Origin of the sequence: Bradyrhizobium sp. RT6a (genome assembly GCF_040547675.1) — a bacterium.
Lineage (GTDB): Bacteria > Pseudomonadota > Alphaproteobacteria > Rhizobiales > Xanthobacteraceae > Bradyrhizobium.
In genome coordinates, this window is record NZ_JBEPQC010000001.1 from 1,200,456 (window position 1) to 1,213,918 (window position 13,463).

Here is a 13,463-nt window from a genome sequence, read left to right on the forward strand (position 1 = left end):
AGCGCTACGGCGCCGCGACGGCGAGGTTGACGAACTTCTCGCGCTGCATCTTGCCGAGCAGCGAGGCGAGTTCGTCCTGGCTCATCGCCTTGTCGAACTGGAGGCGGAACATGCCGCCCTTGGCATCACCAATGATCGAAGCCTGGTAGCCGTCGAGCAATGCCGTGATGTCGGCGACGCGCGCCTCGGGCGTAAAGCGCACCAGCGCGCGCGCTGGCGGGACGCTCGTGCCGAGGTCGCGTGTGAGCGGAGCACTGGTCGAGAGCGAAGCAGTCTGGAAGGTCGCCGTCTGGCTCTTCGTCAACACGGCGCCGATGATTCCGGCTTGCAGCACGAGCGCCATGGCGCCAAGGCTCGCCGACCAGGCCAGAGTGCGCGGCGACAGGCTCGCAAAGAAGGTGGCGATGCGCGCCGACAGCGGCAGCGAACCGGACGCCCGCGCCGGCTCGGCGTCGATCGCCGCGAACAGCTTCTGCATCGCGCGCGCCGACGGAGCACCCAGGCTCTCGTTCAGATGAATGGTCTCTTCATACTCACCGCGGATCGCGGCATATTGCTTCGCGAGCTCGGGATCGCGCGCCAGCGCTTCCTCGACGCGGCGCGCATCGCGCGGGTTCAGCGTGCCGGCGGCGTGCCACGGCAGCAGCAGTTCAATTTCACCGGGCTCTTGCTCCAGCATCTTCTTGCTCAAAGCCATCATGGCCAGCCTCGCTCAATGCCGGCTGCCTTCAGCAGTTCGGCCAATTTCTTGCGCGCATAGAACAAGCGCGTCTTCACAGTGTTCTCCGGGATGCCAACGATTTCGGCCACCTCTTCCACGGATTTTTCGTGGTAGTAGACGAGATCGACGATTTCCCGATGATCCGGCGAGAGGCCCGTCAGACACTCCCGCAACGCTTCACTGGTATCCTTCTTCTGCACCGCCGTTTCCGGATTGTCGGACGTATCCTCGATCGCGTTCGCGGCGTCGTCGTCCAACTCAAAATCCTTCCTGCGCCGGAGCGCAGACAGGGCCTTGAATCGGGTAATGGCCAGCAGCCAGGTGGAAACGGCGGATCGGCCCTCGAACTTGCCGGCTTGACGCCAGACGTCGAGAAATACCTCACTGATGAGGTCTTCTGCCGCCTGCTCGTCCCGCACGAGCCGAAGGCCGAACCGATACACCCTGACATGGTGCCGCCCGTACAGCACCTGCATGGCGAGCCGGTCGCCTTGAGCGATCCTGGCGATCAGGATCTCGTCTGAAGCCGCTTGTGTCACGCTCAAAGGCCGTCTCGCAAGGTTGGTCGGGTCGATGCGGCAGACGGTTCGACGGGAGGGGTAAAATTCTTCAACCTACCGCAGTCGTACGGGGCGCTGTGTGATCTACCCCACATACGCGAAATTTCCTGTTGCCACCCGCGGCTGGGCGCCTCGCTCAAGAACGGTAACATAGTAATAAAGCACTTTCCTGCGCAATTCCGTCCCAGCATAGAAGGTCCGACGTGCATGGAACCTTAGCAGCCTAGCACGACATATGTCTTCCGAAGCCCTGCTTTGGCTCGAACGCGTCGCACACGATGCCTAATCGCCGGCAAATTCCTGGAGCGGTCGACATCCCGCGCTGCCGCGCTGCACAGCGTGGATTCGGTTTCGAAGGATACCAAACCTAAAGGCTTGGGACGTAGATTTTTGCGCTGACATCCACCATTGGCGGGACCATGAGCACGGCTGCGACGTCCTTTCCCGAGAGGAATGCCGCTGAGACCGCGGATCTCGCCCTGACGACCGAGGCAGCGGCACCCGAAGTCCTGGCGCGCCGGATCCGACAGCGCCGCCAGATGTATGTCGGCCAGGTGGCGAGCTACTCGCTCGGCGCCTCCGTCCTGCTGCTCTACGCCTTTGACGGCGTGATCTCCATGGGCGTTCCGTCACTGTTCTGGCTCAGCGGTCTTCTGATCATCGGTACCTTCACCGTGCTGTCGGAAGCGGGCTTCGCCGACCGGTTCGAGGATCATTACCTCACCGTCTTCCAGATCTCCGCGCATATGACGCTGCAACTGCTTTTCCTGCTCGCGGTGCCGACAGTCGGAGTCGCGTTCCTGGCCGTGCTGTTTCTGATCTTCGCCTTCGGCACGCTTCGCATGACCTCGAGTCAGGCGATGCTCACCTGGGGTCTCGCCACGTGCGGGCTCGCCTTGGTCTTCCTCGCCTCGGACTTGCCAATCGGACTGCCGGTTGCGACCCAGCTGCAACGGGCCGCTTCGATGCTGTGCTTCGTGCTGGTAATCGGCCAGTGCGCCTTCCTCGGCCTGTTCGGCGCCACGCTGCGCAAGATCCTGTACCGGCGCAGCATCGAGCTGAAGGCCGCCTATCAGCGCATCGAGGAGCTGGCGGAGCTCGACGAGCTCACCGGCTCCTACAACCGCCGCTGCATCATGCGGCTTCTCGACGCCGAGATCGAAAAATCGCGGCAGACATCGAAGCCTTGCGCGATCGCACTGATCGACCTCGACTGGTTCAAGCGCATCAACGACGCCCATGGCCATCCCGTCGGCGACGAGGTGCTGCGCACCTTCGCGATCACCATTTTCGCCAATATCCGCCCGGCCGACTGCTTCGGCCGCTACGGCGGAGAGGAATTCTTGCTGCTGCTGCCGGGGATGGACGGCGATGCGGCGTCACGCATGCTCGATCGGCTGCGCGGCATCGTCGCAGATCTGGACTGGAGCGCATTCTCCCCAGGCATGCGCGTGACCATTTCCGCGGGCGTTGTGACGCTGCGCGACAACGATACTGCCGATACCTTTCTCGTGCGCGCCGACAGCGCGCTCTATTCCGCCAAGGCACAAGGGCGCAACCGCATTGCAACGAGCTGACCAATCCATTTTCTCCCGGCGCGACAGAAGCCGCTGCCGGGCCGACCGCTCCAGGACAGGGCAATGAGATCCAAATCCGCAAAATCATCCGAGAATTTGCTCGAGGAATTGCAAACCACGCTCTCGCACGGCACCGTTGCGCACCGGGTCGAGATGCTGCGCCGCGTCACGGACCTCTTCGTGGGCAATGCGGTGGATTATTCCGACGACCACGTTCGTGTGTTCGACGACGTGTTCCAATGCCTGATCGAGCAGATCGAGACATCCGCCAGGGCGCTGCTTGCCGAGCGCCTCGCACCGATCGCGGCTGCGCCGCCGAAGATCATCCGCACGCTCGCGCTCGACGAGGTGATCGAGGTTTCCGGCCCCGTGCTGTCGAAATCCGAACGGCTGGACGAGGCGACCCTGATCGAGATTGCGCGTACCAGGGGCCAGGCCCACCTCAAGGCGATCTCGCTGCGGCGGGTGCTGTCGGAAGCGCTGACCGACGTGCTGGTGACCCGCGGCGACGAGGACGTGGTGCAATCGACCGTCAGCAATCCGGGCGCACAACTGTCCGAGGGAAGTCTCGCCGACCTCGTGACCCGCGCCGAGCGTGACGACGACCTCGCCAGCTGCATCGGCCTGCGGCCTGACCTGCCCCGCCATCATTATTTGAAGCTGGTCGCGAAGGCCTCCTTGGCCGTGCGCAGGAAGCTGGAGGCCGCGCATCCGGAGCTTGCGGACGACGTGTCCAGCGTGGTCCAGGAAGCGGCCCAGCGGATCCGCGCCGCCGCCATGACCAGGCAGACCGAGAGGGCACGGGCGCTGGTGAAGTCGCTGCACGAGGACGGCCGCCTCACCGAGCTCCAGGTCGCCACCTTCGCAGAGCAGGGCAAGTTCGACGAGACCAATGCGGGGCTCGCGGCGCTTGCGGGCGTTGCGGTCGAGACCGCCGAGACCATGATGATCGAAAGCCGGGTCGAGGGCGTGATGATCCTCGCCAAGGTCGCGGCCATGCAATGGTCGAGCGTCCGCGCCATCATCGCCCTGCGCGAGAAGCTCTCAGGCGGCTCGCAGACCGACATGCTGACGCTGCGCGACGCTTACGAGGCGCTGCGCAGCTCGACCGCGCAGCAGGTGCTGCGCTTCCACCGCATGCAGCAGGGCGCGACGCCGGCGGCGTGAAGCGGGCGAGCTAGTAGCGTAGGACCTTCGCCCCCACCAGCGCGCCAATTGCCGTCACCAACGCGGTGGCGAGCGTGTACCAGGTCGCGACGAACAGTGGCGAGTCGTCGGTGCAGTGCGAGGCGTACAGCGTCGCGGCAAGGCCTGCCGACACCAGGCCGGCGAGCGCACCGGCGAGCGCGGGGTGCGACGGCGCGCCGTGGCGCAGGCCGAACAAGGCCCCCGCAAGCAGCGGCAGCGACATCGCAGGGATTGCGAACAGGCACACCCTGGAATTTTTGCCCATCAATCGCATCGTCACCGGCATGGCCGGCGCCATCATTGCCTCGCTTCCGATCGCCACCGCGAGCAGCCCGACCGGCAGCAGCAGCAGCCAGCCCCAGCCACGCAGCAAGGCTTCGGGGCGCGACAGATGCAGGCTGACGATGATCGCAGGGATCGCGAGCGACAGCGTCACCGCGAACTTCATGTCGAAGAACGGGTTGCGCATCGCGCTCATCACGTCGTGACGCACACCGAGGAAGGTGGCGAAGATCAGGATCGACAGGGGCGCGGCGACCAGCAGCGCCATGGTCAGCACCGCGCCGACGCGCGGCGGGCGATGGGCGTTGTCGGCGGCGAGCGAGCGAATGAGTTGATCGGTATCCATGACTACTGGTCCCGCAGTTTGGCAGTCAGCGCCGCAAGTCCGCGATGTAGCGCGACCCGCACCGCGCCCTCGCTCATCGAATATTTCGCCGCCGTATCCTTGATCGAGGTGCTGTCGACCGCGATCGACTGCAACACGTCGCGCTGGCGTTGCGGCAGCGTATTGAGCTGACTGGCGACTTCGCCTGCCGAAGCCGCCTCCTGCGGCGCCTCGCCCGGCAGGATCTCGGCGAAATCGTCGATGTTGACGAAGATCCGCCTGCCCCGTCGCCGCAGCATGTCGATCAGCTTGTTGCGGCCGATCGCAAACAGCCACGGGGCGAAGGGGGCTTCGCTGTCCCAAGTGTGCCGCTTCAGATGCACCGCCAACAGAATCTCCTGCACGATATCCTCAGCCTGGTCGGGAGGCTGCCCGGCCCGCGCCAGGCCACGCCTCGCGGCAGCGCGCAGCACAGGCGTGACCGCCTTCAACAGGCGATGATACGCCGCGTCATCGCCTGCCATGGCCGACCGCATCAGGCCGGTCCACTCGTCCTCACGTCCGCGCACGCGCGCCCTCACCATGCAATTCGGCCGCTCTTTCAGTTTGTTACGCCGGCAGCGGCAAGATCACGAATTCGTGATCTGTGCCTGGCCACGCGACCGAAGCGGCCCTCAGGATTTGCGACGGCTCTTAACACCGATCGGTCCCGTTCGCACCCCGTGGCCAGTCGCGACGGCAGCGGTTTGCCGCGCTTTTGCCCAGTGTGGCCCGAAGATTCCCATTTTCTGCCCCGCTGTGGTCACGCCCCAGGGTCTCTGTTCGGTCCCGGGACGGGCGGAATTTGGGGAGATCGTCAACATGATGAAAGCCAGCGGGCGCGCGGCCGTGATTCTCCTGGCCGGGTTTTTCTTGGCCGGGCTTTTCGTGCTGTTCGGGGGCGTTGCACAGGCGGCGCCGGGTTCAGCCGCAAGCAGCAAGTCGGACAGTGCAGGCAAACAGGCCGACGCGGTCAAGCCTAGCAAGCAGCAGCGGCGTCACACGTCGCGCCACCGCGACAGCACCAAGACGGCGCAGAAATCCGACGACAAGGCCGACAAGAAGGACGCCGCGGCAACCGCCGACGAGGCGAAGGCCGACAATCGTGACATGCCGGCGTCGAGCCAGATGCCGCCGGAAGTTGCGAACGCCAATGCGCAGCTCGCGGCCGCCGAAACACCGACAGCAGCTGCCGCTTCCGCAATGACGGGCCGCGCCAACGACAACGTCCAGGCAGCGGCCGATAATACCGCCGCCCCGAACGCCGAGAGCCAGGTCGTCCCACCCGATCAGCTCAACGACATCGACCGCGCCCTGCAACGGGACAACGCGCCGGCGCCGAAGGCGGTGATTGCCGCAACCGAGGCGCAGCCGCGTCCGGCACCGGTGATGGCAAGCAGCCAACAGAGTTCGGCCTGGGACCAGAGCTCCCTGATCGGAAAAATCTTCATCGGCGTCGGCACGCTGCTGACGCTGGCCTCCGCCGCGCGCATGTTCATGGCCTGATTGTGGCCTGATAGCCGTCCGGAACGCGGACCTCGCCGCGTGTCCCGGGCGCTCCTGCTCCGATGGCCTTGGCGCCTCTTGAAGCCCACCGCACGAGCGGGCACATTGCCCGCTCAACCAAAAGCGTGGGTGGAGCATGAGCACGTTCGAACACATCATCGTCGAAAGCAAAGGCGCGGTCGGCATCATCAAGCTGAACCGGCCGAAGCTGCTCAACGCACTCTCCTTCGGCGTCTTCCGCGAGATCGCCGCGGCAGTCGACGATCTCGAAGCGGATGACGCCATCGGCTGCATCGTCGTGACCGGCAGCGAGAAGGCATTTGCCGCCGGCGCCGACATCAAGGAGATGCAGCCGAAAGCCTTCATCGACATGTTCTCGGAGGATTTTGCCGCGATCGGCGGCGATCGGATCGCGCGCTGCCGCAAGCCGACGATCGCCGCAGTCGCGGGCTATGCGCTGGGCGGCGGCTGCGAGCTCGCGATGATGTGCGACTTCATCATCGCCGCCGACACCGCCAAATTTGGTCAACCCGAAATCACGCTCGGCACCATCCCCGGCATCGGCGGTACCCAGCGCCTGACCCGTGCGATCGGCAAGTCCAAGGCGATGGACCTTTGCCTCACCGGCCGCATGATGGATGCAGCCGAAGCCGAGCGCAGCGGCCTCGTCAGCCGCATCGTTCTGGCCGACAAGTTGATGGACGAGGTGATGGCCGCGGCCGAGAAGATCGCCACGATGTCGCGGCCCGCGGTCGCGATGGCCAAGGAAGCGGTCAACCGCGCCTTCGAGACCACGCTCGCCGAGGGCATGAGCGTCGAGCGCAACCTGTTCCACTCGACCTTCGCGCTGGAGGACCGCTCCGAGGGCATGGCGGCGTTCATCGAGAAGCGCAAGCCGGTGAACAAGAACCGGTAAGGAGGGAGCGGTCAGGCTGGTGTAAGGCGCTGCCGCTTTCCCGCAGAATCCCTGTGATGTCGCTGCAACAAGCACGGAATACATGGGGGTTTCCCCCGCGGCAGTTTGCCTGCGAGACCCCGGCTGGTTAAACAGTTAAGAGAGCCGCCGTCGGCGGGGGCGGACAGCCGGGATTTGCGGATTACATGATTGGGCGTGCCGCCAGAGCTGGTCGCGTGATGACGCGGCATCGATCGGGCGTGGCTCCTGTGCTCGCGACATGGACCACGCTGGCGCTCTGTTGCGCCTTGCCCTCCGCCGCACGGGCGGAAGCGCTTCCGGAGGCGCTCGCCAAGGCCTACCAGACCAATCCGCAGCTCAATGCCGAGCGTGCGCGGCAGCGCGCCACCGACGAGAACGTGCCGCAGGCCCTCGCCGGCTACCGGCCGCAGATCGAGGCAAGCCTCAGCGCCGGGCTGCAATCGGTCCGCAATCTGCTGCCCAACAACACCATCCAGACCGCCAATCTGAAGCCATGGATCATCGGCGTCACCGTGTCGCAGACCCTGTTCAACGGTTTCCGCACCGCCAACAACGTGCGGGCCGCTGAACTCCAGGTACAGTCGGGCCGCGAGGCGCTGCGCAACGTCGGCCAGGGCGTGCTGCTCGACGCGGTCACCGCCTACACCAATGTGCTCGCCAACCAGTCGCTGGTCGAGGCGCAGCGCTCCAACGTCGCCTTCCTGCGCGAAACGCTTTCGGTCACCCAGCGGCGCCTCAACGCCGGCGACGTCACGCCGACCGACAGCGCCCAGGCCGAGGCGCGGCTCAACCGCGGGCTTTCCGATCTCAACGCCGCCGAAGTCGCGCTGGCGGTGAGCCAGGCGATCTACGCGCAAGTGATCGGCAATGCGCCGTCGCAGCTTCGGGTCGCCGAAGTCGTCGACCGCTATCTGCCGAAGAGCCGCGAAGACGCGCTGACGATGGCGATCCGCCAGCACCCGGCGGTGATGGCGGCGGGCTTCGACGTCGATGTCGCCTCCACCAACATCCGCGTCGCCGAAGGCGCGCTGCTGCCGAGCGCCAGCGTCCAGGGCAGCGCCAGCAAGAGCCGCAACAACGACCCGACGCTCGGCACCTTCGCCGAAGATCAGGCCTCGATCGTCGCCAATGTCACCGTGCCGATCTACGACGGCGGCCAGGCCGCCGCACAGACCCGGCAGGCCAAGGAAATCACGGCGCAGAGCCGGCTCGTGCTCGACCAGGTGCGCAACCAGGCGCGCACCGCGGCGGTCAGCGCGTGGGTTGCCAATGAAGGTGCCAAGGTCGCGGTCTCGGCCTCGGAGTCCGAAGTGAAGGCGGCGACCGTCGCGCTCCAGGGCGTGCAGCGCGAGGCCGCCGGCGGACAGCGCACGACGGTGGATGTGCTGAACTCGCAGGCCGATTTGATCCAGGCCAAGGCCCGCCTGATCGGCGCCAATCGCGACCGCGTGATCGCCTCCTACACGCTGCTCAGCGCCGTCGGCCATCTCGACGTCAAGACCTTGAGCCTGAACACGCCGGACTATCTGCCCGAGGTACACTACCATCAGGTCCGCGACGCCTGGCACGGCCTGCGCACGCCGTCCGGGCAGTAGTTTCAAATCGTCTGGCTTGCTGCCGATGAAAAGCTGCCGCATCCATCTGATGGGAGCTTCAGGCTCCGGCGTGACGACGATCGGCCGCGCGCTCGCTGGCCTGCTTGCGCTGCCGCATCACGACAGCGATGATTATTTCTGGCTGCCGACCGCGCCGCCCTACCAGACCACGCGCCCCGCCGCCGAACGTTTGCGGCTGATGCGCGAGATGTTTCTGCCGCGGCTCGATTGGGTGCTGAGCGGAACCGTCACCGGCTGGGGCGACGAGCTCATCCCAGTCTTCGATCTCGTCGTCTTTGTGACGACGCCGCGCGAGCTTCGCTTGAAGCGCCTGCGTGGGCGCGAGGCTACGCATTTCGGAGCGGATGCCGTCGCACGGGGCGGCTGGCGTCATGAGGAGGTGGAGTCGTTCGTCGATTGGGCCTCGCACTACGAAGCCGGCGACCGCGACGGCCGTAGTCTCGCAAAAGATGAGGCGTGGCTCGCGAAGCTGCCCTGCCCGGTCGTGCGCATCGACGGCTCACGCCCGCTTGCGGACCTCGTCGAGCAGCTATGCAGCGAAGCGCAGCGGCTGCCGGGCTGATGTGATACTGTCGCGACGCCACTGCCAGATAATAAAAACAGGGAGAGAAACCATGCTCAGCCGACGCAGCGTCCTGCTTGCCTCCCTTGCCGCCGGAGTTGCCATGTCGAACAAAGCCCACGCACGCGCGGCGCAGCCCGCGACGCCGGTCAATTTCGACGTCCCGGCCCATGCCTGCGACTGTCACACCCATATCCATGGCGATGTCGAAAAATTTCCGTTCTTCGCCGGACGCGTCTATACGCCCGAGCCGGCGAGCCCCGAAGAAATGGCCGCGCTGCACAAGGCGCTGCATATCGAGCGCGTGGTGATCGTGACGCCGAGCGTCTACGGCACCGATAACTCCTCCACCCTGTTCGGCATGAAGGCGCGCGGCGCGGCCGCGCGCGGGGTGGCCGTGATCGACGACAAGACGACCGAGGCCCAGCTCGACGCGATGCATGCAGACGGCTTTCGCGGTGTCCGCCTCAATCTTGCGACCGGCGGCGTTAACGACCCCAATGTCGGCCGGCCGCGCTTCACCGCCGCAGTCGAGCGCATGAAGGCACGCGGCTGGCACGTGCAGCTGTACACCACGCTCCCCATGATCTCGGCAATCAAGGACCTCGTCGAGACGGCGCCCGTACCCGTTGTATTCGACCATTTCGGCGGCCTTGATGCTTCGCTCGGGCTGGAGCAGCCGGGATTTGCCGATTTGGTCGCGCTCGTGAAATCCGGCAAGGCCTATGTCAAGATTTCCGGCGCCTACCGCTCGTCGAAGCTCGCACCCGATTATCAGGACATGGTGCCGTATGCCCGCGCGCTGATCGCGGCGAATGCCGACCGCATCGTCTGGGGCACGGACTGGCCGCATCCGGATTCGAGCCGTGTCGAAGGACGCAAAGCCACCGATATCGCGCCGCTCTACCAGATCGACGACGGTCGCCTGCTCAACCAGCTTCCGGTGTGGGCGCCGGATGCGGACGTGCGCAAGAAGATCCTGGTCGACAACCCGGCGCGACTCTACGGGTTTTGACGTCAGCGTGCGCGGCGGGAGAAGAAGGAGATCAGCACCGGCAGCGTCACGAGGATCACGATCGGGGCCAGCATCATGCCTGTTACCACGACCACCGCGAGCGGCTTCTGCACCTGCGAGCCGATGCCCTCCGACAGCGCGGCCGGCAACAGGCCGATGCCGGCGACGACGCAGGTCATCAGCACCGGCCGAAGCTGCAATTCGCCGGTGCGTATCACCGCGCTCATGCGGTCCATGCCCTCTTCGATCAGCTGGTTGAACTGCGACAGGATGATGATGCCGTCCATCACGGCGATGCCGAACAGCGCGATGAAGCCGATCGCCGCCGAGACACTGAAGGCGGTGCCGGTGATCAAGAGACCGAGCACGCCGCCGAAGATCGCCATCGGGATCACGCTCATGGCGAGCAGCGTGTCGGTCATCGAGCCGAAATTGAACCAGAGCAGGACGCCGATCAGCGCCAGCGACACCGGCACCACGATCGACAATCGCCGGATCGCATCCTGGAGATTGCCGAATTCGCCGACCCAATCCATGTGCGCGCCGGGCGGCAGCTGCACCTGATCGGCGATCTTCTGCTGCGCCTCGCGGATGGCGCTGCCGAGGTCGCGTTCACGCACCGAGAACTTGATCGGCAGATAGCGTTCCTGCTGCTCGCGATAAATGTAGGCCGCACCCGAGACGAGGCTGATGGTGGCGACCTCGCTCAGGGGTATCTGCGTGACGGTGCCGTTCGGTCCGGGCGCGCCGATCCGCAAATTCTGGATCGCCTCGGCGCTCCTGCGGAATTCCGGCGCGAGGCGAACGATGATCGGGAAGTGGCGGTCGCTTCCCGCCTCGTAGATGTCTCCCGCGGTGTCGCCGCCGATCGCGACCTTGATGGTGGCGTTGATGTCGCCCGGCGCGAGGCCGTAGCGCGCGGCCTTGGCGCGGTTGATGTCGATCTGGATGGTCGGCTGCCCGAGTGAGGTGAACACCGCAAGGTCGGTGACGCCCTGCACGGTCGCCAGCACCGACTTGATCTTGTTGGCGGTGTCGGTCAGCGCCTGGAGATCGCTGCCGAACAGCTTGATCGAGTTCTCGCCCTTCACGCCGGAGACGGCTTCGGAGACGTTGTCCTGGAGATATTGCGAGAAGTTGAACTCGACGCCGGGGAAGCGATCGTCGAGCTGCTTGAGCAGCTGCGCGGTCAGTTCCTCCTTGTCGCGGGTGCCGGGCCACTGGCTGGCGGGCTTGAGCGGCGCGAAGAACTCGGCGTTAAAGAAGCCGGCGGCGTCAGTGCCATCATCGGGGCGGCCGTGCTGCGACACCACGGATTCCACTTCAGGCCGCGCGCGGATCACCTTGCGCATCTCGTTGACGTAGGAGTTGCCTTCCTGGAGCGAGATGGTCGGCGGCAGCGTGGCGCGGATCCAGAGATTGCCCTCCTCCAGCTTCGGCAGGAATTCGAGCCCAAGCAAGCGGCTGAGCGCAACCGTCATCAGCACGAGGCCGAACGCGCCACCGAGCATGATGCCGCGGTTGGCAACCGCCCAATTCAGCACCGGCATGTAGATCCGATGCAGGATCAGCATCACCCTGGTCTCGGTCTCCCTGACATGCGCGGGCAGGATGATCGCGGACAGCGCCGGAGTGACGGTGAAGGTCGCAAGCAGACCGCCGGCCAGCGCGTAGGCATAGGTGCGCGCCATCGGCCCGAAGATGTTGCCCTCGACGCCGGAGAGCGTGAACAGCGGCAGGAAGGCCGCGATGATGATCGCCGCGGCGAAGAAGATCGAACGAGAGACGTCGGCCGCCGCGCTGAGGATGGCGTGGCTTTTCATGCCGAACAGCGTCTCCGACGACATCTGCTCGGATTCCGACATGGGCGTCGTCTGCGTCAGGCGTCGGAAGATCGCCTCCACCATGATGACGGTGGCATCGACGATCAGGCCGAAATCGATGGCGCCGACCGACAGCAGGTTCGCCGATTCCCCGCGCAGCACCAGGATGATCACCGCGAAGAACAGCGCGAACGGAATGGTGGCGCCGACGATCAGCGCACTGCGGAGATCGCCGAGGAATATCCACTGCAGCAGCACGATCAGCAGAATGCCGACCACCATGTTGTGCAACACGGTGTGGGTCGTGAGGTCGATCAGGTCGCCGCGGTCGTAGATGCGTTCGATACGCACGCCGGGCGGCAGGATGCTGGAGTTGTTGATGGTTTGAACGAGCTGGTGGACGCGCTTGATGGTTGGCGAGCTCTGCTCGCCGCGGCGCATCAGGACGATGCCCTGCACGATGTCGTCGGCCTCGTCGAGGCCGGCAATGCCGAGACGTGGCTTCTGGCCGACGGTGACGGTGGCGACGTCCTTGACCAGAACCGGGTTGCCGTTGGTCTGCGAGACCATGGTGTTGGCGAGGTCGTCGATCGAGCGGATCAGGCCGACGCCGCGCACCACGGCCGATTGCTGACCGATATTGACGGTGTTGCCGCCGACATTGACGTTGGAATTGCCGACCGCCTGGAGCAATTGCGGCAGCGTCAGGCCGTTGGCCACCAGCTTGTTGAAGTCGACCTGGAGCTCGTAGGTCTTGCTCTTGCCGCCCCATCCGGTGACGTCGATCACGCCGGGCACGGCGCGGAAGCGCCGCTGGAGAATCCAGTCCTGGATGGTCTTGAGGTCGAGCACGCTGTAGTTCGGCGGGCCGACGAGACGGTAGCGGAAGATTTCGCCAATTGGACTGAGCGGCGAGATCTGCGGCTGCACGTTGCCGGGCAGCGGCGCGAGCTGCGCCAGGCGGTTCAAGACCTGCTGCAACGCCTCGTCATAAGTGTAGGCGAAGGAGAACTGCAGTTTGACGTCGGAGAGGCCGTAGAGCGAGATGGTGCGAATGGTCGTCAGGTTCTTCAGGCCCGCGACCTGGGTCTCGATTGGAATCGTGATGTAGCGCTCGATCTCCTCGGCCGACAGGCCCGGGCTTTGCGTCACGATGTCGACCATCGGCGGGGTCGGATCGGGGTAAGCTTCGATGTTGAGCTGGTTGAACGCAATCAGGCCGCCGATGAGCACGGCGACGAACATCCCAACCATCAGGAAGCGCCGGTTGACGGCAAGGGCGACGAGGCGATCCATTCAGGTCTTCAGCTTG

General features: G+C 65.3%; 12 protein-coding genes. 7 read left to right on the top strand and 5 right to left on the bottom strand.

Annotated features, from left to right (window positions below):
* Positions 1–4: 4 nt before the first annotated feature.
* Together ABIC03_RS05820 and ABIC03_RS05825 are read right to left on the bottom strand one after the other, a co-directional pair.
* Complete coding sequence (locus ABIC03_RS05820; RefSeq protein ID WP_354056267.1) at positions 5–700, bottom strand: hypothetical protein; 696 nt, start codon at positions 698–700, stop codon at positions 5–7.
* Positions 697–1,266, bottom strand: a complete 570-nt coding sequence (locus ABIC03_RS05825; protein WP_007593582.1) for a sigma-70 family RNA polymerase sigma factor — start codon at positions 1,264–1,266, stop codon at positions 697–699. Before ABIC03_RS05825 ends, ABIC03_RS05820 begins: the two co-directional genes overlap by 4 nt.
* 434 nt (positions 1,267–1,700) lie before the next feature.
* On the opposite strand from ABIC03_RS05825, the gene ABIC03_RS05830 reads away from it, so the two are divergent.
* Positions 1,701–2,858 carry a GGDEF domain-containing protein gene (locus ABIC03_RS05830; RefSeq protein WP_354056270.1) on the top strand — a complete coding sequence of 386 codons (1,158 nt, stop codon included), beginning with the start codon at positions 1,701–1,703 and terminating at the stop codon, positions 2,856–2,858.
* 63 nt (positions 2,859–2,921) lie between these two features.
* Complete coding sequence (locus ABIC03_RS05835) at positions 2,922–4,025, top strand: DUF2336 domain-containing protein (protein WP_354056272.1); 1,104 nt, start codon at positions 2,922–2,924, stop codon at positions 4,023–4,025.
* 10 nt (positions 4,026–4,035) lie between these two features.
* On the opposite strand, the gene ABIC03_RS05840 is transcribed toward ABIC03_RS05835, so the two are convergent.
* Together ABIC03_RS05840 and ABIC03_RS05845 are read right to left on the bottom strand one after the other, a co-directional pair.
* The gene (locus tag ABIC03_RS05840; protein ID WP_354056274.1) at positions 4,036–4,674 is read right to left on the bottom strand and encodes an NrsF family protein; all 639 of its coding nucleotides are present in this window, start codon (positions 4,672–4,674) and stop codon (positions 4,036–4,038) included.
* Positions 4,675–4,676: 2 nt separating this feature from the next.
* Positions 4,677–5,222 carry a sigma-70 family RNA polymerase sigma factor gene (locus ABIC03_RS05845; protein ID WP_354056276.1) on the bottom strand — a complete coding sequence of 182 codons (546 nt, stop codon included), beginning with the start codon at positions 5,220–5,222 and terminating at the stop codon, positions 4,677–4,679.
* Between the two features lie 292 nt (positions 5,223–5,514).
* Here ABIC03_RS05845 and ABIC03_RS05850 point away from each other — a divergent pair, with 292 nt between their 5' ends.
* The 5 genes from ABIC03_RS05850 (at position 5,515) to ABIC03_RS05870 (ending at position 10,328) form a co-directional block, all read left to right on the top strand.
* Positions 5,515–6,198 (top strand): hypothetical protein, encoded by a 684-nt coding sequence (locus tag ABIC03_RS05850; RefSeq protein ID WP_275170640.1) that lies wholly within the window; start codon positions 5,515–5,517, stop codon positions 6,196–6,198.
* A 136-nt stretch (positions 6,199–6,334) separates the two neighbouring features.
* Complete coding sequence (locus ABIC03_RS05855) at positions 6,335–7,114, top strand: enoyl-CoA hydratase (RefSeq protein ID WP_354056278.1); 780 nt, start codon at positions 6,335–6,337, stop codon at positions 7,112–7,114.
* Between the two features lie 218 nt (positions 7,115–7,332).
* Positions 7,333–8,730: a TolC family outer membrane protein gene (locus ABIC03_RS05860; protein ID WP_275170638.1), complete on the top strand. Its 1,398-nt coding sequence runs from the start codon at positions 7,333–7,335 to the stop codon at positions 8,728–8,730.
* Positions 8,731–8,755: 25 nt separating this feature from the next.
* Positions 8,756–9,313: a P-loop NTPase family protein gene (locus tag ABIC03_RS05865; protein ID WP_354056281.1), complete on the top strand. Its 558-nt coding sequence runs from the start codon at positions 8,756–8,758 to the stop codon at positions 9,311–9,313.
* A gap of 52 nt (positions 9,314–9,365) precedes the next feature.
* Positions 9,366–10,328 carry an amidohydrolase family protein gene (locus ABIC03_RS05870; RefSeq protein ID WP_354056283.1) on the top strand — a complete coding sequence of 321 codons (963 nt, stop codon included), beginning with the start codon at positions 9,366–9,368 and terminating at the stop codon, positions 10,326–10,328.
* Between the two features lie 2 nt (positions 10,329–10,330).
* Here ABIC03_RS05870 and ABIC03_RS05875 read toward each other — a convergent pair whose 3' ends face one another.
* Complete coding sequence (locus tag ABIC03_RS05875; protein ID WP_354056285.1) at positions 10,331–13,447, bottom strand: efflux RND transporter permease subunit; 3,117 nt, start codon at positions 13,445–13,447, stop codon at positions 10,331–10,333.
* Positions 13,448–13,463: the final 16 nt, after the last annotated feature.